General features: G+C 34.2%; 16 protein-coding genes. 6 read left to right on the top strand and 10 right to left on the bottom strand.

The window, feature by feature from the left end; all coding sequences use genetic code 11:
- Positions 1-30: 30 nt before the first annotated feature.
- From ACNQF8_RS10770 to ACNQF8_RS10730, 9 genes are all read right to left on the bottom strand, one after another.
- Positions 31-786, bottom strand: a complete 756-nt coding sequence (locus tag ACNQF8_RS10770; RefSeq protein ID WP_417953542.1) for an SDR family oxidoreductase — start codon at positions 784-786, stop codon at positions 31-33.
- A 12-nt stretch (positions 787-798) separates the two neighbouring features.
- The gene (ppsA, locus tag ACNQF8_RS10765) at positions 799-3,219 is read right to left on the bottom strand and encodes a phosphoenolpyruvate synthase (RefSeq protein ID WP_417953543.1); all 2,421 of its coding nucleotides are present in this window, start codon (positions 3,217-3,219) and stop codon (positions 799-801) included.
- Positions 3,220-3,999: 780 nt separating this feature from the next.
- A complete protein-coding gene (locus ACNQF8_RS10760; protein ID WP_417953544.1) occupies positions 4,000-9,255 on the bottom strand; it encodes an endonuclease in 5,256 nt (1,751 codons plus the stop codon).
- A 319-nt stretch (positions 9,256-9,574) separates the two neighbouring features.
- A complete protein-coding gene (locus ACNQF8_RS10755) occupies positions 9,575-10,021 on the bottom strand; it encodes an endo-arabinase (RefSeq protein WP_417950030.1) in 447 nt (148 codons plus the stop codon).
- A gap of 111 nt (positions 10,022-10,132) precedes the next feature.
- Entirely contained in the window at positions 10,133-10,624 is a 492-nt protein-coding gene (locus ACNQF8_RS10750; RefSeq protein ID WP_417950028.1) for a DinB family protein, read from the bottom strand.
- Positions 10,625-10,739: 115 nt separating this feature from the next.
- Positions 10,740-11,321, bottom strand: coding sequence for an LOG family protein (locus tag ACNQF8_RS10745; RefSeq protein ID WP_417950026.1), 582 nt, complete (start codon positions 11,319-11,321; stop codon positions 10,740-10,742).
- A gap of 499 nt (positions 11,322-11,820) precedes the next feature.
- Complete coding sequence (locus tag ACNQF8_RS10740) at positions 11,821-12,207, bottom strand: response regulator (RefSeq protein WP_417953545.1); 387 nt, start codon at positions 12,205-12,207, stop codon at positions 11,821-11,823.
- Positions 12,200-14,578, bottom strand: a complete 2,379-nt coding sequence (locus ACNQF8_RS10735) for a PAS domain S-box protein (RefSeq protein ID WP_417953546.1) — start codon at positions 14,576-14,578, stop codon at positions 12,200-12,202. Before ACNQF8_RS10735 ends, ACNQF8_RS10740 begins: the two co-directional genes overlap by 8 nt.
- Positions 14,579-14,659: 81 nt before the next feature.
- Entirely contained in the window at positions 14,660-15,235 is a 576-nt protein-coding gene (locus tag ACNQF8_RS10730) for a PAS domain-containing protein (protein ID WP_417950020.1), read from the bottom strand.
- Between the two features lie 426 nt (positions 15,236-15,661).
- Here ACNQF8_RS10730 and ACNQF8_RS10725 point away from each other — a divergent pair, with 426 nt between their 5' ends.
- The 6 genes from ACNQF8_RS10725 (at position 15,662) to ACNQF8_RS10700 (ending at position 23,197) form a co-directional block, all read left to right on the top strand.
- Complete coding sequence (locus ACNQF8_RS10725) at positions 15,662-18,793, top strand: PAS domain S-box protein (RefSeq protein ID WP_417953547.1); 3,132 nt, start codon at positions 15,662-15,664, stop codon at positions 18,791-18,793.
- Positions 18,794-18,799: 6 nt separating this feature from the next.
- Positions 18,800-19,528: a sensor histidine kinase gene (locus tag ACNQF8_RS10720; protein WP_417950016.1), complete on the top strand. Its 729-nt coding sequence runs from the start codon at positions 18,800-18,802 to the stop codon at positions 19,526-19,528.
- 4 nt (positions 19,529-19,532) lie between these two features.
- Complete coding sequence (locus tag ACNQF8_RS10715; RefSeq protein ID WP_417950014.1) at positions 19,533-19,943, top strand: response regulator; 411 nt, start codon at positions 19,533-19,535, stop codon at positions 19,941-19,943.
- A 21-nt stretch (positions 19,944-19,964) separates the two neighbouring features.
- Complete coding sequence (locus tag ACNQF8_RS10710; protein WP_417950012.1) at positions 19,965-20,387, top strand: response regulator; 423 nt, start codon at positions 19,965-19,967, stop codon at positions 20,385-20,387.
- Positions 20,388-20,396: 9 nt separating this feature from the next.
- Positions 20,397-22,748, top strand: coding sequence for a response regulator (locus ACNQF8_RS10705; protein WP_417950010.1), 2,352 nt, complete (start codon positions 20,397-20,399; stop codon positions 22,746-22,748).
- 83 nt (positions 22,749-22,831) lie between these two features.
- Positions 22,832-23,197: a response regulator transcription factor gene (locus ACNQF8_RS10700; RefSeq protein WP_417950008.1), complete on the top strand. Its 366-nt coding sequence runs from the start codon at positions 22,832-22,834 to the stop codon at positions 23,195-23,197.
- A 634-nt stretch (positions 23,198-23,831) separates the two neighbouring features.
- Here the strand turns inward: ACNQF8_RS10700 and cysK are convergent.
- Positions 23,832-24,749: a cysteine synthase A gene (gene cysK, locus ACNQF8_RS10695; RefSeq protein ID WP_417953548.1), complete on the bottom strand. Its 918-nt coding sequence runs from the start codon at positions 24,747-24,749 to the stop codon at positions 23,832-23,834.
- Between the last annotated feature and the right edge of the window lie 2 nt (positions 24,750-24,751).

Raw genomic sequence — 24,751 nt, 5'->3', positions numbered from 1 at the left:
GTGTTTTTAAGTGACATTTAAACTCAAAAATTATTGTGCGACAAATCCGCCATCCACTGCCATTGCATGTCCAGTTACAAAAGAGGCTTCGTCTGAGCACATCCAGACCACAGCTTTTGCTATTTCTTCGGGTTTGCCAAAACGTCCCATTGGCTCTAAACCTGTAAATTGTTCTATCGCTTCTTTCGTTTTTCCGGTAAGTCGATCAATCATAGGTGTTTGTATCACTCCAGGGCAAACCACATTTACCCTGATTCCTAGTTTAGAACATTCTAATGCAGCGGTTTTAGATAATCCAATAACACCATGTTTAGAAGCTACATAAGCAGGTAAACCAGCGAATCCAACCAAACCCGCCACAGAAGCACAGTTCACTATAGCGCCTTTGCCTTGTTCTAGTATTTCGGGGATTTCATATTTCATGCAAAGCCAAATTCCTTTTAGATTTATACCAATGATTTTATCCCAGTTTTCTTCTGTACAATCTTGTGTAATAGCAGATTTTCCCTCCACACCAGCGTTGTTATAAGCATAATCCAAACGTCCATAAGTTTCAATAGTTTTTTCAACCATTGCTTTCACGTCTTCGGTTTTTGAAACATCGCATTTGATAAAAATAGCTTCCCCACCTAAATCCTTGATGAGATTCATTGTTTCGCTACTTTCTATCCAATCCACGACGACTACTTTAGCTCCTTTTTGGGCGAAAGCCAAGGCGGTTGATTTGCCAATTCCGGATGAACCACCCGTCACGATGGCTACTTTATTTTTGAATGTTGCTTCCATAATCAAATCGCTTTACATTAGAATTTCTCTTTTTGTTTTCTTTTCTGCTTCCAAAATATTTTCAATGCCTTTTATCAAGGCGTCCGGATTAAACGAAATACTGTCAATGCCTTCGTTTACTAAAAATTTAGCAAATTCTGGAAGATCGCTTGGTGCCTGTCCGCACAATCCCACTTTTATTTCAAAACGTTTGGCAACCCGAATCGTTTCTTCAATTAAAGATTTGACAGCAGGATTTTCTTCGCTGAACAAATAACTTACCAGTGCAGAATCGCGGTCTAAACCTAATGTGAGTTGCGTTAAATCATTGGAACCAATAGAAAAACCGTCAAAGAGTTTTGCAAATTCATCGGCCGTTAATACATTGCTTGGAATCTCAATCATGACATATACTTGTAATCCGTTGATGCCTTGAACTAACCCATTTTTAGACATTTCGGTAAGCACATTTTCACCTTCTTCAACGGTTCTGCAAAAAGGAATCATCAGTTTTACATTCTGCAGTCCCATTTCGTTTCGTACTTTTTTCATGGCTTCACATTCTAAAGCAAATCCTTTTCGATAAAAATCACTGTAATAACGTGATGCACCACGGAAACCAATCATTGGGTTTTCTTCATCGGGCTCGTAATATTTCCCTCCGATGAGGTTAGCATATTCGTTGCTTTTAAAATCACTCATTCGAACAATAACTTCTTTTGGATAAAAAGCGGCGGCAACAATTGCTACAGCTTCTGCCAGTTTATCAACGAAATAATTTTTGGGGTCTTCATAGCCTTTCGTTAATGCCGCTATTTCTGCGATAATCTTCTCATCTGTTATTTTTTCAGGTTCGCACAACGCCAGCGGATGAATTTTGATGGTATTAGAAATGGCAAATTCCATTCGCATCAAACCCACGCCCTGATTGGGATAATGGCTTAATTCAAAAGCTCTTTCCGGGTCGGCAAGAATAAGCATGGGAGCCGTTTTTGGCATTTCAAGTTTGCTGAAATCCTGTTCTGATACTTCCCATTTCAGTTTTCCATCGTAAATATTTCCTTCTTTGCCTTCGGCACAGGAAACGGTGATTTCCTGACCATTTTTTACCACGGAAGTGGCGTTTCCGCAACCCACTACGGCAACTGTTCCAAGTTCTCTGGTAACAATCGCTGCATGGCTGGTGCGTCCGCCTTTGTTGGTAATAATTGCTGATGCTCTTTTCATAATAGGATCCCAATCTGGATTAGTCAAATCCGTTACTATGATTTCTCCATTTTGCAATAATTCCCCTTCTTGCGGACTGTTTAAAATTCGTGCTTTCCCGGAAGCAATTTTATCGCCCAGCGCAATTCCTTGTGTCAAAAGTGTGCTTTTTTCTTTGAGTTTGTAAATTTCCCGAACTTGTTTATTTGCTTTCCCATGAACGGTTTCTGGACGAGCCTGAACAATGTAGAGTTGGTTGTTTAAACCGTCTTTTGCCCATTCAATATCCATTGGTTTTTTATAATGTTTTTCAATTTTAGAACACCATTGGGAGAGTTGCACGACTTCTTTATTAGTTAGCGAAAACTGGTTTTGTTTTTCGAAAGAAGTATCGGTGTTGATAATGGTATTTTCTGCCGATGAGGTTTCTGATTTTTCAGCATAAATCATCGTAAATTCTTTTCTTCCGCACTGTCTTTTCAGAATTGGATTCAAATCTGGATTTTCTAAAGTAGGTTTAAAAATCATCCACTCATCAGGTGTTACCGTTCCCTGAACAATGTTTTCCCCTAAACCCCAACACCCGTTGATGATAATGGTGTTCTCGAAACCGCTGTCAGGATCAATGGTAAAACCAACTCCTGAGGAAGCTTTATCGCTTCGTACCATTTGCTGTACGCCAACAGATATTGCAATGTCTAATGCAGCAAAACCCATGTCATGGCGGTATTTGATGGCTCTATCTGTAAATAAGGAAACAAAACAGCGGTGAACTGCATCCAATAATTGTGTTGCGCCGTTGATATTCAAAAATGATTGCATTTGACCGGCAAAACTCGCAGTTGGTAAATCTTCAGAGGTAGCGCTGCTTCGCACGGCTACATCTAAAGTATTGAGGTTGCATTGTTCACTAAGCGATTTGTAGGCAGTGTTAATTTCATCCCGAATTTCGTCCGGAATAGCAGCTGATAAAATAAGGTTTCTGGCTTTTTCTCCTATAGAAGAAAGATTGGAATAGTGTTCTGTATCTAATGAAAACAATAAATCTGTCAATGGTTTCTCCAGATTATTCATTTTCCTGAAATGACGGTATCCTTCAGCTGTAACTGCAAATCCATTAGGAATACTAATCCCTATTGGATTAAGCTGATTGTACATTTCACCCAAAGAGGCATCTTTGCCTCCAACTTTACCAATGGCATCAATACCAATTTGGTCAAAAAACATTATGTATTTGTACTTCCCCATTTCGTATGTTTTTTTAAGTATAAACAGACCATTATTGGTATGCTAGATTAGAAACAAAAGAAAATTACTGGGGCAGATTTTTTAATTAATAGGATAGTAAATTTTGTAATTCTGAAGTAGGTTTGAAATTTACATATCAAGTTTAAAAGTAGAGGTAGTAGGTGTTCCTGCCAGTTTAAACCAATACTGTAAATTTAAACAAATAATTATTTTATTGGTACAAAAAAAATACTTTTTTTAAATATTTTTTATTTTAAGTATTTAGTATACAGATATTTGTATTTTTTTATTGCGTTTTTATTAAGCAAAAAAGTCAATGATATTGTTTCATTTGGATATGAAAATAATTACCGTTTCTCGTAGAAATACCTACGAGTCTGGAAATAAAACCTTGATATGTTTAAGGCGAAATGTTTTCTGATTAAGATTAATAAAACAACACGTTAGTGCATTTTATCTAGTCATTTCAATACAAAAGAGGACAATGATATACTGTTTAAGGCCTTGAAAAGTTGCTAAGGAAAAAAATTTAACTAACTAAAGTACTGTTTTAGGATATTGAAAGTTATTTTATAAAGTAATGCAGAATACTTAGTGTTTTTCGATTGCAAATACGGTTTTATAGTATGTAAACAATTCTTTTTTGTTTTCTTAAAAGTAGAAGTAAAATTAAAATGGAAATGATAGCTGTAGCCGATCAAAAAAAAACCATCAAAATTACTTTTGATGGTTTTAGTTGATTTATTGATAAAGAGAATTTTTTAATCTCTAAATAAAAAATTATTGTTTAATCAAGTATTTGATATCTTTAATTTTACCATTTATAGCGATTTTCAAGAAATAGTATCCTTTACTCAATTCAGATAATTCTAATTTTGTTGTTGATTTTCCAGCTTTAACTTCTTGACTGCTTTGTTTTTTGATCTGTCCGTTGAAGTTATAAAGTAAAAAGTCAACCTTTGCATTTTCAGAAATGTTAATGCTTACATCTACATTATCTACGAATGGATTTGGAAAAACATTTACATCAGTTATTGATACAGAATCCTTATTTATTGATGCACAAGCACCTAAACTATCTCCATGAGCTAAATGGCTTGCAACAGCATTTTCGTCAATACAAATTGTTTTTCCGTTGTGACATATTTCCACTTTTGGATTTTTTGAATTACTTCCGCAACGCACATCAATTACATTTACAATTTTTTCTGTGGCAGATATACAACCGTTAGCGTCTTTCACAATTAGTGTATATGTGGTAGTTGCCGTAGGACAAACCGCAATACTACTTGTCGTTGCTCCAGTGCTCCATTGGTATGTATAAGGTAGTACTCCTCCTGTTACTGTACCGGCAGAAAGTGTTGTGCAGGAATCATTAGTGTAGCCATAATAAACATTTACCTCATTTGTTGATGGAATAGTAATCATTAAAGGCTCAGTTATAGTGAAATTAGCAGTCAATTTATTGTTTAAAGCATCTTTTACAATTACAGTATAAGTTCCTGGATTAAGATTAGATATGGAGTTTGTATTTGTGATTTCATCAGTACTCCAAGTATAGGTGTATGGTGTAATTCCGCCTGAAACAGAAACAGTAGCAGTACCATTAGCTTCGCCGTTGCAAGTAATATTTGTTGCACTGCTAGCGTCAAGAGTAAATTCTTTTAATTGCAATCTTACAGAAACTGGAAAGTGGTCCGAAGCTGTTTTAGTATAATCACTAGCGTAAAATTCATAATGTACTCTAGCGGATTCATTGATGTATAAATTAGCAAGTTCGTTAGAAACTGTTATATGATCAATCATGTTTTCATAAGTAACATAAGATCTAAAGCCAGCGTCACTTAATGTTTTAGTAAGTACATTAAAATTGGAACTGTCATTTACATACCTTTCATAAGTAGAAACTGTAGTTGTTACATCAGATACTGTATAGTCAACATCATCGTTATAATCTCCTAGTAATACTAAGTTTGCATCTGGGTATTGTGCACTCAATGTGTCTTTTAGAACTTCTACATCAAACTTACGCATATCATATTTGCTTTGTGCATCACCACTGGTATTTGCTCTAGCATGAAGATTAATAATATTGATTTGTTTTTGATTACCATCAATAGTAACATTTGCAGTCATCATAAAAGGCAATCTACCACTTGCAAAGAATCTAGATTTATCAGCATCAGGATAATTTGCTAGTGCTGAAACATCGCCACCATTATAAAAAGGATGAATGGTTTTCAAAAGCACCTTGGTATTCAACGGAGTTACTGTTTTATTTTTATAAATAAATCCAACTTTTTGTTTTGGACTACTAAAATCATTAGGATATGACGTAGCTTCCGATAAAACATAGCTGTAATCATTCATTTCACTAACCATCTGAGCAAGCAAAGCATCATCAGAGATTTCTTCTACAGCATAAATATCAGCATCTAATTGCTGTAAAACATTTTTGACAGCCGCTTTTTGTATGGCATCAGAGTTGGTGTTTCCTGCTGCAGGCGAATTGGTTTCATCACCAAACCAAGCTATGTTCCAAGTAGCGATATCCAAAGTTTTTTCTTTTGAAATTGCTAAATCATTACCAGTTTGTTCATATTTATTTGCACATGGTAAGTCTGTTCTCATTCTAGGTAATAGTTGTTGAGTTGCAAAATAATTCCCCACAACACCTATTATTTCTGAACAATTCTCTGGTTGTGCAAAACCAGTAAGATCACTTACATCTGCATCGATTCTCAATTGAGCTGTTCCGCTAGCATCCGTAATATTAGTGTTTGAATTACCAAACATCATGGCACCAGGTTTAGGAAAAGTTGTGTTTTGAATGCGAACTAATTCAGCTGGGTGGTTTCCCATTTCACTCAAAGTGATAGTAAGGGGCGCAATAGGTTGATTAGGTAATCCATTATTGGTAACCGCACTTACAGGGCTTATTTGTACTTGTTCGCTGAAAGAGCTTCTAGTTCCTGTAATTGTGATAGAATCTCCTATTTTAAAAAGTCCAGTTCCATGAACCAATTTGTCAAAAACAGCTATCGCTCCTGTAGCATCTTGAAGGTAAGCTGATCCTGAAAATTGGTCAGAAACGGTTAAAACTCCAGTTACAGTTACAATTTCTCCATCTGTTTTTGCCCTAGCTTCCGCAATTGGAATAACCACAATAATATCAGAAGCATTACCAAAAAACTGTCCTTTATTTATAGCTCCAAAAGTATTATTGACTGCTTGCCAAGTGAAATCAGCATAAGTAAATCCTACTCCAGTTAATTGTAATGAAGTTCCTATTGTCGCAGTACCTGCTTCAGCAATACCTATATCCGTACTTTTTATTCCTGCAGCAGGACCATTAGTAGCAGTAAAAGTACCTTCGTAGCTTAAAAATTGAATAACTTTTCCAGAAGCATCTACTAATGCAATTCCGTCAGGAGAACCATTTTGTAATCCAGCAATGTTTACTGATACAGTACCATAACCATTTAATTGATCTGGAATAATTCCGGATAAATTTCCTGTTGGAGTATAGCTAGCTCCTCCTGTTCCATTGTAAGGAATGATACTCCATCCTGTTAGATCAGTTCCTGAGTAACCAGCAATTTCTACTGCTTCACCAATATCAGTTCCCGAATTGTCATAATGGATTTCATTGATAAAAACTAATTCACCAAATTTTTCTCCCTTGTTAGGTTTTCCAAAAGTACTTGGTGCTGCTACCCATGTAAAATCAGAATATTTAGTTCCTTTACCAATAAGTTGAAGTGAATTCCCTAAAGTTGCAGTACTAGCTTCAGCTATACCAATATCAGTGCTTGTCATTCCTATCGCAGGGCCATTGGTCGCTTTAAAAGCACCTTCGTAGCTTAGAAATTGAATAACCTTTCCAGTAGCATCTACTAATGCAATTCCGTCAGTAGCACCATTTTGTAATCCTGCAATGCTTACTGATACAGTACCATATCCGTTTAATTGATTTGGAATTGTACCAGACAAATTTCCTATTGGAGTATAGCTCACTCCTCCTGATCCATTGTAAGGAATGATTTTCCATCCTGTTAAGTCCGTTCCAGCAAGCCCAGCAACTTCAACTCCCTCTTCAATATCTGTCCCTGCATTATCATAGTGAATTTCATTGATAAAAACAGCTCCAGCTGGAGTAGGTGTAGTAGTATTTAAAGTAGTTATGCTAACCACATTACTAGCTATTGAAACGTTGTCATTAGCATCTAATGCATTCACTGTTAGGGCGTAAGTAGTATTTGGTGTTAAACCATTAAGGGTAAAACTAGCAGCTGTTGTAGCTGCTAATAATGTACCTCCGTTATAAATTTCAAAAGAAGCATTTGATGTTCCTGCTGTCCAAGATAATGTTGCAGTAGTAGCAGTAATATTAGTTGCAACTAAATTTGTTGGTGGAGTAAGAGGCTCGGCAACCATTGCGAAAGATTGACCTATATTGATATTTCCATATGTGCTTGCAACTGATGTTTGCCATGTAAAATCACTATATTGATTTCCAGTTCCTTTCAACTGTAATGATAAGCCTACTGCTTCGGTTCCAAATTCAGAAACGCCAATATTCGTACTTATTACTCCGTTTGCTGGTCCATTAGTAGCAGCAAAAGTTCCTTCATAGCTTAAAAATTGAATAACATTTCCTAAGTTGTTTACTAATGCAAGGCCATCAGGTACTCCATTTTGTAATCCATTTATAGATACGAAAACAGTTCCAAATCCATTAGACTGATTCGGAATTATACCTGATAAACTCCCTGCAGGAGTATACGATACACCGCCACTTCCATTATAAGGAATAATGCTCCACCCCGTTAAATCGGTTCCAGCTGTTCCAGCAATTTCAACACCTTCACCTACATCAGTACTTGCATTATCATAATGAATTTCGTTCATGAAAACAACAGAAGTAGTTGGAGTTGGTGGTGGTGTACCAACTAGAGTTTTTACAGCTACGTTATTACTAGCGTTTGAAATGTTTCCAGCCGCATCAAATGCTTTTATGGTTAAAGTATAATTTGTATTAGCTGTTAATCCAGATAAAATATAACTAGGAGTTGAAGAAGAAGCAATTTGAACTGTTCCGTTATAAATTCGGTACCCTAAAACGCCCACATTATCTGTAGACTGAACCCATGTTAATGTAGTTTCTGATGCCGTTGTATTTGTGGCAACCAAGTTAGTAGGTACAGACGGAATTTCTGTATCCAATTGAACACTACCGTCAAATCTATTTTGAGCTTGTGGCCCACCCCAAATTGCTGTCGCAAAAGCAGGGTTATCAATGAAAGGGTTTCTGTTTCCTTGAACACCTTCTAATATTGTATTTCTATTAATTTCTACTTGGGAAACTGGATCTTCTGCACTCCATTGAAGTAGAATATCGGTCATGTCAGTACTGTAGTTCTGCGAACTTACAGTTACTACACTAGGAAGACATTGTGTCCCATAATGCAAATACATGTACATAATCATACGGGCAACATCACCTTTCCATTCATCGCCAGGATAGAAGATATTGTTGACTAATTTAGCATTTCCAGATCCGGCACCAAAAGGATAATTGTTTCTAGTTGCATTAAAATTTACATCTGAGGCTCTTAAATGATGTGCATCACTTCCAGGGCCTTCACTTCCTAAATTAGGATTTCCTAATGATCTAGGAAATACATGTTCTCTATTCCAGTCCCCTTGGTTTCCACCATTTTTATCTTTGGATCGGGTTCGATCATTTGTTAAATCAGCATCACTGTCATTATAACCATAAATCAGTAAAACTTTCGAGGGATCGTTAGGGTCTAAGTCAGTTTGTTTTAGAGCATCCCAAACTCCAGGAGTGTAAGTCAAATAAGTAGAATGGGTTGAAATAATTAAATTTGACAGGCTTGTTTTTAAGGCATTTCCTGTTTGGCTAATATTAGTTCCGTTATAATAAGTAGGAACTTGAGCATTGGAAATAAAACTTAAAAAAATAAATACAGCTACAAGAAAGAACTGTGTCTTTAAGTAAAATTGCTTCATAATAGTTTTAGTAATTTGTTGGACCGTAAAACTATAAATATTACTTTTCTTATTTACTGAATACTATTAACAAATTGTTAAAATTATTAACATTTAATGATGATTTGTAAACGTTTATTTAATAGAATTGATTAATAATTAGTAATTTGTTGATTCAAAGTATTAACTCTTATTTATTAGGTTGTAATATTAAAGAAGATAATCTATAAATAATGCTTCTTTTTTTAGGTAAAAATCAAATGATTTTAAAATCGAGCAAAATAGAGATTTTAGTGTTGTACGTAAATTAATAGAAATAATAAAGTTGAAGATTCAAAAATTATTTTGGATTATAAATGTGTATGGATTGCCCCACTAATTTCCATTGTCCTTCAATTTTTTCTAATAATCGAATTTCATAGGAGAAAGTTTTTTTACCATCCTTAGCAGTTGATTCTTCGTCATGGCTCACCCACGCACTATTCCCATTAATACTCATTTTATAGTTTGTATTTACAGAAAAACCGCCATTTCCCATGGCACTAGGATTTGTGTTAATCATAGCAGTTGGAGGAATATCCAGTGTAACTCCCTCAGGAGTGGAAATTAATATTCGGCTATACGGTTGAATGTGCCAGCATTCTGAATGTCCTTTACTATCAGCAGCTCTCCATGTTGCGGACTCTTTTTCCAGTAATTTTTTTATAACTACAGCTTCATCACTATTCTGGCTGTAACTTACCATGTTGATTATTAGGATAAGAAAAAAAGATGCTGTCCACTTCATGTTGTTTGTATTTTTTAGTTTGGAATAATCGTCTTGCTCGTTTTAATGCTAATTAGAGTAAATGTATTATTTTATAACATAAAAACAAACTAGTGCTCAGTTATTTGCAGTTTAGTGCAGTTGTTTAATTGTGGTTTTAAACTTTTCAATTTGTCTTCTGTGACGTAGAATATGAACTATGGCATGTTCCATCAATTGTTCTATGTCATAAAGTTGTCCCCATGAAGTCCTAATTTTCTTTGAAGAATCACATTCTTCAAGCGCATCATCCTCAATTGTTGCAAATGTTTCCTGTGTGAATTTGAGAACGTTATTTAAATCATTTATATAGTCAACAATAGAACTCCGATTTAATTTTTCGGGACGGATGCTATTTATATCTTTAAAATTCTGAATGTAAATACAATAGGAATATCCTGAACTTACCACATGTGAAAGTATCGTTTGAATGGATTTGCAATCAGGATTTTTGGTCTCTTGATCAACTGTAAATGTTAAGTACTCCTGTGAAACATCTTGAATTACATGCTGCAATTCTATGATTGCTTTTTCATATTCTGCTAATAATGCGCTAACCGCGTTTTGACTGTTTTTATCGTTCATTTTTAGACTTAGTTTGAATTCGGCGCATTATATCAGAAATATTAAATAGAGACCTAAAATAGCAACCAACAGCTTTTTTATAAAAGCGAAACAATTGAACTTGTTTGTCTCTCTATTATTCGTTCCCTTTTTTTATCCATTTTCCGACTTCTGGTGCTACATAATTTTCCATTTTTTCAAGCAAATCGGTAGCATTATCACTCACTAGAATCATTTGCTGATTGATTTGTTTTAGAAAACCTTTATCGACCATGTTTGCAACAAATTCTAGTAACAAATCATAAAAACCATCGATATTCAAAATTCCAATAGGTTTTTTATGAAGTCCAAGTTGCGCCCAAGTTAGCATTTCGAATAATTCTTCCAGAGTTCCAAAACCGCCGGGCAAAGCAATTATTCCATCGCTAAGTTCATTCATTTTGGTTTTTCTCTCATGCATACTTTCTACAATGAATAATTCGGTCAATCTATCGTGTGCGATTTCCTTCTTCATCAGAAAACTTGGTAAGACACCAAATACTTTACCGTTATGATTTAAAACACCATCTGCAACACTACCCATAAGACCTACTTTTGCACCACCATAAACGAGTTCATAATTATTTTCGGCCATTAGTTGTCCAAGTTTGAAAGCTTGAATTTCATAATTTTTTTCGTTTCCAAAGCTGGATCCACAGAAGACAGTAATTCTTTTCATGTATAAAATGTTTCTTATTTATATGCTCAATGTTATCGGCAGCGGATGCATAATTTCACTTACGATTCTGTTATATCAGCGCGGTCGGGTTTTTAAACTGTAAAGCATTTTACATAGTGAGTGATATAAACCGCTTTTATCATTTTCACAATATAAGCCTCCATAAGTATTGGTTTAAATTTTATTATTAACCGTTTTTATGGTATTTAAATTTTTGTTTGGTCAAATATTTATTGGTACAAAAACCACTACATAAATCTACTTAAAAAGAATAGAAAAATGATTGTTTTTTTAAATATGCATTTGATTTTTAGTTTTTTGGAAGTGTTTTTTTGTTGTGCTAGAGAGAATTTTATGTGACTAAAAATCTATTTTTAGCGCTAAAAAAAACATATTTATAAAGTTATTGTAAACGAAAAGATGGAATTTTAAATGTAACAAGAACTAAAATCAAAGTTTTATATATTTTAGCTCTTGTTGAATAGAAATAATTTACACCTTATTCCATAAGCTTTTTTAACTCAGCCATGGTGATAGGTTTTATTAGATAATTGCTAACGGCATCGTAAGTTTTGGCTTTTTCGATGTCCTCTGGATCAACAGAACTGGTCATTATATAAATCGTGATTGGATTTACATTTGGAATTTTTATAAACTCATCTAGAAATTGCCATCCATCCCAAATTGGCATATTCAAATCCAAAAGAATTAAATCAGGAAGCTTCTCATCAGCAATAATAATTGCTTTCAGTTTGTCAAAAGCTTCTTTAGCATTCCGAAAAATCATGAAGCTTTCGCAAAAATTCGCAATTTCCATTATTCTTTTTGTTCCAAAAACAAAAATAGGGTCGTCATCAATAATACAGGCAATGTCAATTTTAGGCATGTTTAAAATATAATTTAAAAGTTGTTCCTTTATCTAAGTCACTCGTGACTTTTATTTTTCCACTAATGGCTTCAATTTGGTTTTTAGTAATAAATAGTCCTATACCACGGGCATCTGAATTGCCATGAAAAGTCTTATACATTCCAAAGAGTTTGCCACTATTCTTTTTTAGGTCGATTCCAATCCCATTATCCTCGATATTCAAAACTACAAAATCATTTTCTATTTCGGTATATAATTTTATAAACGCAGACCGTTTATCGGATTTATATTTCACAGCATTCGAAAGGAAATTGAGTAAAATACTATGAACATAAGCTGAAATACCTACTATTTCCAGATTTGGATCTGCTTCGTTGTAAATGGTTACGTTTGAAATTTTCGCAAGAGCACTAATACTATTAATTGACGTATTTAAAGCTTTATGTAGATTGATAGTTATTAGGTTTTCACTTATTGTAGTGTTCATTAACACTACTTCATTGAGATGTCCAATAGTTTCTTTTAAATTTTTTGAAGCAGTATCTAATAATTGGATAAATTCGTTTTCTAAGAATGTTGGGTTTTCATATAACAACAAATCGAGCATCATGGCTATATTTCCGGAATGCGATCTAAGATTATGTGAAACAATGTGTGCGAAATTTTTTAACCGCTCATTTTGGTCTTTGGTTACATGGAGCAGAGATTGTATCTCATTTTCAGCTTTTTTAATAACGCTGATATCTACCGCAATTCCTAAGTACCCTACTATAATGTCTTTGTTTTTTACAACAGTTACGGTTAGTTGCACCGGGAATTGACTTCCATCTTTTTTTACATAGGTCCATTCGCGCGTTTCAAATTCACCTTTATCTGCTGCATGGGTAAAAACATTAAAACCTTCTATTTTGCATTTATTTTCAGAACTTAGCTCTATTCCTCTGGCTATAATTTCTTCTTTCAGATGAATGGTTTCCGGTGTTTTTAAAAAAATAATTTCCTCTTTTTTGTATCCCAATAGATTTTCTGCGCCAACATTGAAAGTGGTAATGATTCCATTGACATCAGTCTCAATAATTGAAACCTGAGTGCTGGCATCAAAAATACTCTGAATCTTAGCTAATGCTTGTTCCAGCTCTTTTTCTGCTCTTTTTTGGGCGGTTATATCTATTATCTGTGAAATAAAATATAGAGGTTTGTTGTCTTCATCTCTTACAAGTGAAGCGGCCAAAATGATAGAAACAGTACTGCGATTTTTACAGATGTATCTTTTTTCCATATGGTAGAAACTTCTTTTTCCATCAATAAGTTCCTGGAGCAAGGTGAGGTCCGTATCTAAGTCGTCCGGATGGGTAATATCCTGAAAAGTAAGGAGCATCAATTCCTCTTCATTATATCCCACTATCTCACATAGACTTTTATTTACTTTGAGCCATTGTCCAGACTCATTGAGTAAAGCCATTCCTATAGCGGCACTTTCAAAGTTTCCTCTAAAAGCTTCTTCGCTGATACGGAGTTGTTCTTCGGTTTTTTTTCTGGCAGTAATATCATCGGTGTACATTATTAATCCTCCTACTATTCCACTATCCGTATACCAGGGTTTAACCTCCCATTTTAACCATTGGATTGTTCCATCGCTTCGAACAAACTTATCTTCGTCTCTTTTTTTCGTTATTCCGCTTAGGCATTCACGATGAATTTGCTTCCATTCTTCTCCAATTTCCGGGAATATTTCATAATGTGATTTGCCTATTATGGTTTTGTCATGTAGTCCGTAATCATCTCTCCATTTTTCCGAAGAAGCTAAGTAGCATAAGTCCACATCAAACATAGCTATTGCCGTAGGGGTTTGTTCGATAAAAAGCTTGTTTCGTTCAAAGGTTTTCTTGTATTCAGTGATGTCTGAATGAGTGCCGTACATCATTAATGGTAAACCTTCTTCAGTCCAACTAATAACTTTTCCACGGTCTAAAACCCATATCCACTCGCCATTTTTATGTTTCATTCTACATTCACAATTGTAGAATTCTGATTTTTTTTCAAAACAGTTATTTAACTTTTCACCAGAAGTAATCAAATCATCAGGATGAGCCAGATCTATCCAGGTTTGAATGCTTATGGGTTCCAGTTCTTCGAGTGTATATCCTATGATTTCTGCCCAACGTCTATTAAAATGAGCTTCTCCTGTTTGTACATTCCAATCCCAAGTGCCAACATTCGTACCTTCAAGCACACTTTGCAACTTCTCTTTTTCTTGAATAAGGGCTAATTTTATTTTTTTTTCAGCAGTAATGTCTTGAACTGTACCATATACTCTGATGCATTTGCCTTCAGAAAATTCTGCTTGACCAATTGATCTTACCCATCGGTTATTATTCTCTGCAGTCACTATTTGTAACCTATAATCAAAGTGTTTGCCGTTACTAATGGCTTCTCCAACCGAGGCGATTATCTGATCTCTGCTTTCACCTTATTTGTAAAAATTTATTGCAGTATCTAAATCGGGTTCGTAATCGGCGCTAACTTCGTGAATTTCTTTGGTTACGGGACTCCAATGTAAGGTATGTGCGACCAAGTCAACCTCCCAATATCCAATACGTGCGGCTGAATTACAATTTAATAATAATTCTTCTTGCTTTTTTAGATATGTTATATCGGTATGGGCACCCAGCATTCTAACTGCTTTCCCGTCTTGATCGCGAATTGCTTTGCCACTACATTTTATCCAAACCGTAGTGCCTTTTTTATGTTTATAACGGACTATTTGCTCGTATAAATGATTAGGATTTTCGCAATGTTTGATGAAATTTTCGGTTGCTTTTTTTAAATCTTCCGCATGAATAATGTCCTTCCAAGATGCTGATTTATGAGGCATTTCTAGAGGATCATAGCCCAGTGTTGTCCAAAATTTCGGATTCATCCATTCCTCTTCAGGTTTTTCTAAATCCCAATACCATAGTCCATCTAATGCGGATTCCTGAATGAAATCAAAAATAGAATTGTCTATTTTGAGAAGTTCGTATAATTCTTTTTTGAGGTAGCTCATCCGTTTTGAACAAATTGATATTGAATCAAAAATAGATTAATTTTTCTAACCAACAATTTTTTTTAACTTTTGAAAAGCACAAAAAAAGATAGAATTGTCGTACAAATGAAAGATGCTTTTTTTAAGGGCTTCGCTTTAAAGAGTTATTACATTGAAGAAAAAAAAAGAATGACATTTATGCGTGAAAGTTTATTCTTTTATCTAATGTTCATTTTAGAGTCAAGAACCCGCAAATTTAAATTTGATTTTAGTTTTTGTCATTTAAAATGGAAGTAAGACTCCAATTATTCAAAAAAAAAATTATTTTTGTATGTACACCTTCTTAAAGCGGGAAGTGCTATAAAGTTGTTAGCTATTAATCAAAAGGTATTTAAACGGATTTAGATTCTTGTTTAATGAAATTTAAAAAAATACCCACCCAAATTAATGAAAAAAATCCCTTTACCTACAAATGAATCGGAACGATTAACAGCTCTTGAAAGTTATTCAATTATGGATACTTTACCGGAAAAAGAGTATGACGCAATAACACAATTGGCTTCCTATATTTGCGGAACTCCAATAGCTTTAGTCAGTTTGTTGGATAAAGAAAGACAATGGTTTAAATCAAGTGTTGGATTAGGAGCGTCCGAAACTCCTAGAGAGATTTCGTTTTGCCAATATGCAATTATGGGAGAGGAAGTCTACGAAGTTTCAAATGCTTTAGAGAATAAATTATTTGCTGATAATCCTCTGGTAACTGGCAATCCTGATATTAGATTCTATGCGGGAGCACCTCTAAAAGATTCAGATGGTTTTAATTTAGGATCGCTTTGCGTTATTGATACGGTGCCTAGGACCTTGAGTACAGAACAAAAAAATGCTTTAAAACTATTGGCAAACCAAGCCGTTTTATTATTGCAATTGCGAAAAAAGAATTCAGATTTAAATACTACCCAAAAAGAATTTCAGAATTTTATTGACCTTTCAAAGGATTTGGTTTGCATTGCAAATGTGAACGGGATGTTTTATAAAGTGAATCCCGCATTTACGTCCGTTTTAGGTTATTCTAAGGAAGAACTGGAAGGAACTCCGTTTGTGAATTTTGTTCATCCCGATGATTTGGCATCAACCTACCGTGAAGTAGAAAAACTTTCTAACGGTGAGCTTACAATCAGTTTTGAAAACAGATATCTCTGTAAAAATGGGAAATATGTTTTATTAAGCTGGAATACCTCTCCAGATCCTATTACTGGTAATCTGTATTGTATAGCCAGAGACATGACTTTAGAAAATGATCAGAAAGAAGCGCTGGTAAAAACAACCAGTGAATTATCGGCAATTCTAAATTCTACAGAGTTTTCAGTAATTGCGACGGATCTTGTTGGAACAATTAAAGAATTCAATAGAGGAGCTGAAATTATGCTGGGTTATACTGCCTCCGAAGTAGTTGAGAAAACTTCTCCAGCTATTTTGCATGTTTTAGATGAAGTAATTAAAAGATCAGAAGATCTCACAGTTGAACTTGGGGAAATAGTAGTGCCTGGATTTGATGTTTTTGTTGTTAAGGCACGAAAATTAGGAATAGCTGATTCTCATGAGTGGACCTATGTACGAAAAGACGGCAGCACATTACCCATACAATTATCAGTAACTGCTATAAAAAATAGCTTAGATGAAATTACAGGTTATCTTGGAATAGCAAAAGACATAACAAACGAAAAAGAAGCAGAGTTAAATTTAATAAACAGTAATAAATTATTAGACGAATCGCAAAGTATTGCTAAAACAGGAAGTTGGAAATTTGATTTAATTACAAAAGATTTAGTTTGGTCAAAAGGACATTATAAAATTTTTGAGATTGATGAATTACCTCCAAATGTCCTATACGAAGTGTACAGAAATATGCTTTCACCACAAGACTTGGTACTATTAGATAAAGAAATTGAAAAAAGCGTTGCTACAGGTCAGGATTTTGAGTTTTTGAACCGTATTGAATTTCCTGATAAACGAGTAAAATATATTTTGACTTTAGGTGAGGTTATCAAAAATGAAGCGGGAGAAGTGATTGGTGCTCAAGGGAGTATTCAGGATATTACTGAAAAAACATTGGTGGAACAAAGTTTGATAAATAGCAATAAATTATTAGATGAATCTCAAAGTATCGCAAAAATTGGTAGTTGGAAATTTGATTTAGCTACAAATGATTTGGTATGGTCAAAAGCACATTATAATATTTTTGAACTGGAAGAGTTAAGTTCAGATAAGTTATTTGCTGCCTATAGAGAAAGGATATTTCCCGATGATTTAAAGATATTAGATAATTTAAACCTTGATAAATTAGATATCGATGAAGATTTTAAAATTAGTTATCGAATAGTTTTACCAGGTAATAGATTAAAGTATATTTTAGAAATTGGGAAGCCCATTAAAAATGAAAAAGGGAAGATGATTGGTTTGCAGGGTTCTATAATGGATGTTACTGAAAAAACACTTGCAGAGCAAAAAATTGCTGAAAAAGCAAAAGAAATCAATGACATCAGATCCGCATTAGATGAATCTTCAATTGTGTCTATTACAAATAAAAACGGGGTATTTTCATTTGTAAATGATAATTTTTGTACTATTTCTAAGTATACAAAAGAGGAATTGGTAGGAAAAGACCAAAGAATAATTTCAGGTAACCTTTCACCGGATTTTACCAGTACGATATATGAAACAATTATCAACGGAAATATATGGAAAGGAGAAATTAGAAATTTAGCTAAGGACGGAACATATTATTGGGAAAAAACAACCATTGTGCCATTCTTAGATGAAAAAGGAAAGCCGTATCAATATATTGCTATAAGTGCGGACATTACCGATCAGAAAAGTGCCGAAGAAAACTTAAAAGTAGCATTATTAAATCTTGGGAAAACAAATAAAGAACTCGATCAGTTTGCATACGTAGTGTCACATGATTTGAAGGCTCCGCTCAGGGCAATCAATAATCTTTCGGAATGGATTGTTGAAGATATGCCAGATATGCCAGAAGATGTAAGCGCTAACTTTGATTTATTGCGCGGTCGTGTGATGCGAATGGAAAATTTAATCAATGGAGTTTTAGATTATTCGCGTATTGGACGGGTTGAAATTGAGAAAGAAACTATTGATTTGAAACTAATGCTAAGTCAAATCGTAGATTCGATTGTTCCAGTGGAAGGGTTTGAAGTTACTATTGACGAAAACCTTCCGGTTATTGTATCTCAAGGAATACTATTGCAACAGGTTTTTAGTAATTTGATTAGTAATGCAGTAAAATACAATGATAAACCTTTGGGGAAGATAGGATGTCGTTATAAATCGGTACCCGGTTTTCACCAATTTAGTATAAAAGACAACGGTCCAGGGATTGAGGAAGAGTACCATGAAAAAGTATTTAAAGTTTTTCAAACCATTGAAGCGCGCGATGTAAAAGAGAGTACCGGAATTGGATTATCTATTGTCAAAAAAATTATTGAAGAAATAGGAGGAACTATTCATATTGAATCTGAACAAAATAAAGGGTGTAGTTTCATTTTCACCGTGCCTAAATAGATTAAAATGGAGGAATCTGAAAAAAAGTGCCAAGAAGAATTGGTAACACTTAAAAAAGAATTTGAAGAGTTTATTTATATTGTTTCACACGATATAAAGTCGCCAATGAGAGCGATATCAAATATAACTACCTGGATTGAAGAAGATTTGGGAAGTGATGTAAATCAAGATGTTTTAACTAACTTAGGACTGTTGAAAAATAGGGTAAACCGTCTTGAGAACATGATGAATGCCTTACTTGAACTTTCGCGGGTTGAACGAACAGAATTAGAATTTTATGAAGTGAATATTCCTAAAATGATTTCCAGTTGTATTGCTTTATTTGACAATACAGCAAATGTAGATTTTCATTTTAAGGCTGATTTGCGTAAGGAGAATTGTATTACTTTAGGATTGAAAATGCAAAAAGTAATAATGAGTGTGCTTGATAATGCCGTACGGTTTAATCATGAAGAGAACAGGAAAGTATTTGTTGACGTAAGCGAAAATGAGAATGATTATGAAATAAAAATCTGCGATAACGGACCGGGAATACCGGAAGAGGCAATTCATAAAATTTTCTCTATTTTTTATACCGTTAATTCTAAAGATAAAGTGGATACAACTGGAGCCGGATTAGCCATCAGTTGTAAAATCATGAAATTAGTGGCGGGGAAATTAGAATATGCACCGGGATTAAGCAGCGGTTCAGTTTTTACAATAAATTGGCCCAAAACAATAAAATTAAAAAATTAATATTATGAACCAAAAATTGGTAAATATTTTATTAGTCGAAGACGATGAAGTAGACGTGATGAATGTAAAAAGAGCATTCTCTAAAAACAATATTATGAATCCGCTTTTTGTTGCAGGAAATGGAGTGGAAGCCCTTGAAATGCTCGACGATAAGATAATTCCTTTGCCTAAAATCATTATTTTGGATATTAATATGCCAAAAATGAATGGAATCGAGTTTCTGAAAATTATGAGGCAAAACGAGAAACTTAAAAATATATCGGTTTTTGTAATGACCACTTCAAACGAGGACAGTGACAAGATTAATGCTTATAATTTGAATGTCGCCGGATATATTCTTAAACCGCTTTCTTTCGAAAAATTCTTGACTTCAGTCGCAACGCTCAAAAATTTCTGGCAATTATGTGAAATGTAATTTATTTAAATTATTTAGGTTATGGGAAACGCAAACATCTTGCTGGTAGATAATAGAAAGACCACAATTGAAAATATCAAAAAGTCTTTTTTAGAAATTGATTGTAAGCATACTTTATTTTCAGCAGAAAACGAAAATGAGGCATGGTTAATGTTAGATGGATCTCATAAAATAAATCCTGTTCCTAAAATCGTACTTATTGATGTGAACAGAACAAAGAAAAAAGGAATAAATTTATTGAATGCAATACGAAATCATCCGGATCTGAAATCGATTTTAATCTTTGTAATTACAGACTCGGATGAAGATATTAATAAAGCAGCAGCTTTGAACCTGAATATTGCCGGTTACATTCCATTGTCATTTGAAAGCGATAAATTGAATTATTCTCTTTCGGTATTGAATGATTATTGGAATATCATCGAATTTTCAAGTCAAAAATAACAGCACATTATGGCCCTTATTTTAAAAATTTTAATAATCGATGATGATAAAATCGACTCTATTACAATCAGCCGTTCGATATCTCAATCTGGAATGATTGCTGAGGTAGACAGTGTGTTTTCTGCAAAAGAAGGCATGGAAAAGATTGAATCAATGTATTATGACTTAATCTTTTTAGATTATTTGATGCCGGATACGGATGGAATTTCTTTTTTGAAAAAAGTAAGAACTGCAGGAATTGAAACACCTATAATTTTTGTAACCTCACAAGGTGACGAAAAAATTGCCAGTCAGGCCATACTAAGCGGTGCTTCGGATTATATCCCAAAAACCCTATTGACTCCTGATGGTGTTTCCCAAAGTATTAGAAATGCAATCAAATTACATGAAAGTATAAAACTCCGAAAAGATACTGAATTAGCGTTGAAGGTAAATGCTAACCGACTTCTGGAAGCGCAAAAATTAGCCAAAATAGGAAGCTGGGAAATTAATTTAAGCACTAATGAGGCCTATTTTTCTGATGAATTCTTTACTATTTTCGAAATGGAAAACGAAGAAATTGCTTCAGTTAATTTTTTTAAATCTTGTTTTACTGATGCTGAAGATTTAGCTCTTTTTGAAAACAATCTGAACCATGTTATTAACACAAATGCAGAAGTACAGTTTCATCATAGCATCACAAGTAAAAAAGGAACGGTAAAATATATCAATGAATTCATCAAGTGTGTGAATGACGAAAATGATACACCGTATAAAATTTTGGGAACCATTCAAGATATCAGTGAACAAAAACGTACAGAAGCAGAATTAATAAAAGCAAAAGAATTAGCAGAAAAAGCAGTTGTTGTAAAAGAGCAGTTTCTTACTAATATGAGCCATGAAATTCGGACTCCTATGAATGGAATCATTGGATTTGCAAAAATTCTTGAAAGTACAAATCTAGATAATGACCAAAAACAAAGCGTGGAAGCAATAAAAAAAGCTAGCCATAATTTGATGTATATTATTAATGATATTCTTGACTTCTCGAAAATTGAAGCAAATAAAATGACTTTTGAAGCTGTAAATTTTTCTTTGTCAAAAACAGTGAATTATGTGATTGAATTGCTGTCTCCTAATGCAAAAGAGAAAAAAATAAAATTATTATACGATATTGATCCGGATATAAATGATAATTTAATTGGAGATCCTACAAAGCTATCTCAAATTTTAGTGAATTTGGTTGGGAATGCTTTAAAATTCACCGAAAAAGGATATGTGGAAGTAGTCGTTACTGAAATGCGCGAAACCGAAACCGATTCTTTTATTAAATTTTCAGTAATCGATACCGGAATCGGTATTGCAAAAGATAAAATAGATTCGATATTTGAAAGTTTCAATCAGGCCTCAAACGAAACTACCCGAAAATATGGTGGAACTGGACTTGGTCTAACCATAACGAGAAAACTGGTTGAGTTGCAAGGTGGAAAAATTAATGCAGAAAGTGTTGTTGCAGAAGGAAGTGAGTTTTCTTTTTCATTGCAGTATAAAAAGGCACAAACAGCAACAAGCAATCTCACTAAATTAAAAAATACGGTAATCAATCCTGATTTCTTGAAGGCGTTAAAAATACTTTTAGTGGAAGATAATGAATTGAATCAGCTTCTTGCGATGAAAGTTTTTGGAAAATGGGACAAACAAATTGATATTGCCAATAACGGAAAAATAGCGATTGAAAAGATCACGAATACCGATTATGATATTATTTTGATGGACATTCAAATGCCGGAAATGGATGGGATAGAGCTCACACATTATATTCGGACTCAAATGGGGTATAAATCTAATGTTCCTATTATCGCTTTGACGGCGCATGCTACATTGGGAGAAGAGAAAAGATGTTTGCAAAATGGAATGAACGACTATTTGTCTAAGCCCTATGATTTCAACGTGTTATTGGAGAAATTATATAATAATTTAAATTTAAATAAAGGATTTTATACAGCATCTTCTAAAACACCAAATGAAGTGGCGACAGGAGAGACACTATTTAATTTTAAATATTTAAAAGATTTTGCGGAAGGAGATCAGAGTTTTATTAAAAATATGGTTGCTATTTTTTTAGAAAACACACCGGAATCTATAGAAATTATTTTGAAATCAAATAAAGATGATGATATAAAAACGTTGAGAGAAGAAATTCATAAGCTAAAATCGTCCATAAGTTTATTGGGTATTAGCAAGGCTTCAGAAAGTATAAAAATTATTGAAAATGAAATTGAGACAAATCCCTTGAGCCAGAAAAGAAGAGACGAAGTTGTTTATTTAAATAAAGTTTGCCAGTTAGCTATCACCGAGCTTGAGTTTGTGGAAGAATATTAAATTATATCTTGATTCTTATTTTTTTGCGATCAGAAATTGCTAATCCAATTTTTTTTAAATTTTAAACGTATGAAACCACTTTTATGAAGAAGATATTAATTGCTGAGGATGACGAGATGATGCTGAAAACCATGGAATTCAGATTGGTTAAAGAAGGATATCACGTGATTCTATGTATAAACGGTCAAGTTGCTTTAGACAAAATAGTTTCAGAAAATCCAGATTTAATAATTTCTGATATAATGATGCCCTTTATATCGGGATTGGATATCGTAAGAAAAGTGAAAATCGAACTGCAACTAAATATACCAATTATTATACTTTCGGCTGTTGGATTAGAGAAAACAGTATTGGAAGCTTTTGAACTTGGCGCAGATGATTTCATGACAAAACCTTTCACTCCAAATGAATTGTCCGTTAGAGTGAAACGCCTTTTAATTAAAAAGTAGTACTTTAAAAAGCTTTATTTGTTAAAAGATGAATTATAGTTTTATATATTTATCGTTAAAAAACTTTACTTTTTTACAAGTAAATCAATGTTTTCTGCACACACGAGTCGGGCTATTTTTAAAATTATAACACGTTTAAAGCTTACGCTGAATGAAATTCTAAAGAGTTTTTTTCGAAATTATCAATTAGTGCATTAGGTCAATCATACACTATTCTAATCTGTAAACATGTATCAATTGCCCCACTAATTTCCATTCTCCTGTGATTTTTTCTATCTTGAAGTCTCACATTCTTCAAGCGCATCATCTTCAATAGTTGCAAATGTTTCTTATTAATTTTAATTGTGAGATGGTTCGTATAAATGCTAAAGGTTTTAGCTTGCACGTTTTGCGTGAAGGAAGGTAGTGAAAATCCTTTTATGAAGTGTAGCGCAATAAAAGATTACTTCACAATTTTTTTAATTTTTAGCGGAGTTCAGTGAACTTCGTTTGTAGCGCACAGCCTGACCTTGTTGCAGGACTAAACAAAGTAATTTATACAATAGCACTGCAACAAGGACACGCCAAAAAAATAAACGCCATAAAAAAACCGACTTGTTTTCACAAATCGGTTTGTATTTAAAAGGATTTCTGTTTAAACAAATAAGCCTTCGATGCTTAAATAATGTTCACCCGTGTCGTAACAAAAAGTCAGGACTTTAGCATTTTCAGGGATTTCGGAAAGTTTTTTGGCTACTGCAGCGAGTGATGCACCGGAGGATATTCCTATGAACATACCTTCTTCTTTGGCGGCTCTTTGGGCGTATGCAAATGCTTCGTCTTTGCTTACTTGGATGGTTCCGTCCAGTAGATCCGTGTGCAAATTAGTAGGGATGAATCCAGCTCCAATTCCTTGAATAGGGTGGGGAGCCGGTGTACCACCACTGATAACAGGTGAAGCTTCGGGTTCTACAGCATACACTTTTAGGTTAGGGAAATGTTGTTTCAATATCTCGGCACAACCGGTGATGTGACCACCGGTTCCTACGCCGGTAATTAAATAGTCCAGCCCATCAGGGAATGCATTTATGATTTCCTTTGCGGTGGTTGTTTTATGAATTTCGATATTGGCAGGATTTTCAAACTGAAGCGGTGACCAGGCATTTGGCATTTCGGTAACTAATTTCTGTGCTTTTTCTAGCGCGCCTTTCATTCCTTTTTCGCGAGGCGTCAAGACAAATTCAGCACCATAAAGGCTCATGAGTCGGCGTCTTTCTATCGACATCGATTCTGGCATTACCAGTATTAATTTATAGCCTTTTACGGCTGCAACCATTGCAAGTCCAATTCCTGTATTCCCGGAAGTGGCTTCAATAATAGTGCCTCCAGCTTTCAATAATCCTTTTGCTTCGGCGTCTTCAATCATGGCAAGAGCGATTCTGTCCTTGATACTGGCTCCGGGATTCGCACGTTCCAGTTTGATCCAAACATTGTGGTTGGCACCAAATAACCGATTAATTTTTACGTGTGGCGTGTTGCCTATTGTTTCGAGTATATTGTTGTATTTTGTCATTA

The organism is Flavobacterium labens, from assembly GCF_048286755.1.
Lineage (GTDB): Bacteria > Bacteroidota > Bacteroidia > Flavobacteriales > Flavobacteriaceae > Flavobacterium.
Note: the sequence above shows the minus strand (reverse complement) of the source record. Positions and strands in the feature narration are given on the sequence as shown.

Coding starts and splice junctions, on each gene's coding strand:
- ppsA (WP_417953543.1), bottom strand. CDS start 3,219: ATGGGGAAGTACAAATACATAATGTTTTTTGACCAAATTGGTATTGAT.
- ACNQF8_RS10720 (WP_417950016.1), top strand. CDS start 18,800: ATGGAGGAATCTGAAAAAAAGTGCCAAGAAGAATTGGTAACACTTAAA.
- ACNQF8_RS10710 (WP_417950012.1), top strand. CDS start 19,965: ATGGGAAACGCAAACATCTTGCTGGTAGATAATAGAAAGACCACAATT.
- ACNQF8_RS10725 (WP_417953547.1), top strand. CDS start 15,662: ATGAAAAAAATCCCTTTACCTACAAATGAATCGGAACGATTAACAGCT.
- ACNQF8_RS10730 (WP_417950020.1), bottom strand. CDS start 15,235: ATGAGCTACCTCAAAAAAGAATTATACGAACTTCTCAAAATAGACAAT.
- ACNQF8_RS10750 (WP_417950028.1), bottom strand. CDS start 10,624: ATGAACGATAAAAACAGTCAAAACGCGGTTAGCGCATTATTAGCAGAA.
- ACNQF8_RS10770 (WP_417953542.1), bottom strand. CDS start 786: ATGGAAGCAACATTCAAAAATAAAGTAGCCATCGTGACGGGTGGTTCA.
- ACNQF8_RS10755 (WP_417950030.1), bottom strand. CDS start 10,021: ATGAAGTGGACAGCATCTTTTTTTCTTATCCTAATAATCAACATGGTA.
- ACNQF8_RS10740 (WP_417953545.1), bottom strand. CDS start 12,207: ATGCCTAAAATTGACATTGCCTGTATTATTGATGACGACCCTATTTTT.
- ACNQF8_RS10700 (WP_417950008.1), top strand. CDS start 22,832: ATGAAGAAGATATTAATTGCTGAGGATGACGAGATGATGCTGAAAACC.
- ACNQF8_RS10705 (WP_417950010.1), top strand. CDS start 20,397: ATGGCCCTTATTTTAAAAATTTTAATAATCGATGATGATAAAATCGAC.
- ACNQF8_RS10745 (WP_417950026.1), bottom strand. CDS start 11,321: ATGAAAAGAATTACTGTCTTCTGTGGATCCAGCTTTGGAAACGAAAAA.
- ACNQF8_RS10760 (WP_417953544.1), bottom strand. CDS start 9,255: ATGAAGCAATTTTACTTAAAGACACAGTTCTTTCTTGTAGCTGTATTT.
- cysK (WP_417953548.1), bottom strand. CDS start 24,749: ATGACAAAATACAACAATATACTCGAAACAATAGGCAACACGCCACAC.
- ACNQF8_RS10715 (WP_417950014.1), top strand. CDS start 19,533: ATGAACCAAAAATTGGTAAATATTTTATTAGTCGAAGACGATGAAGTA.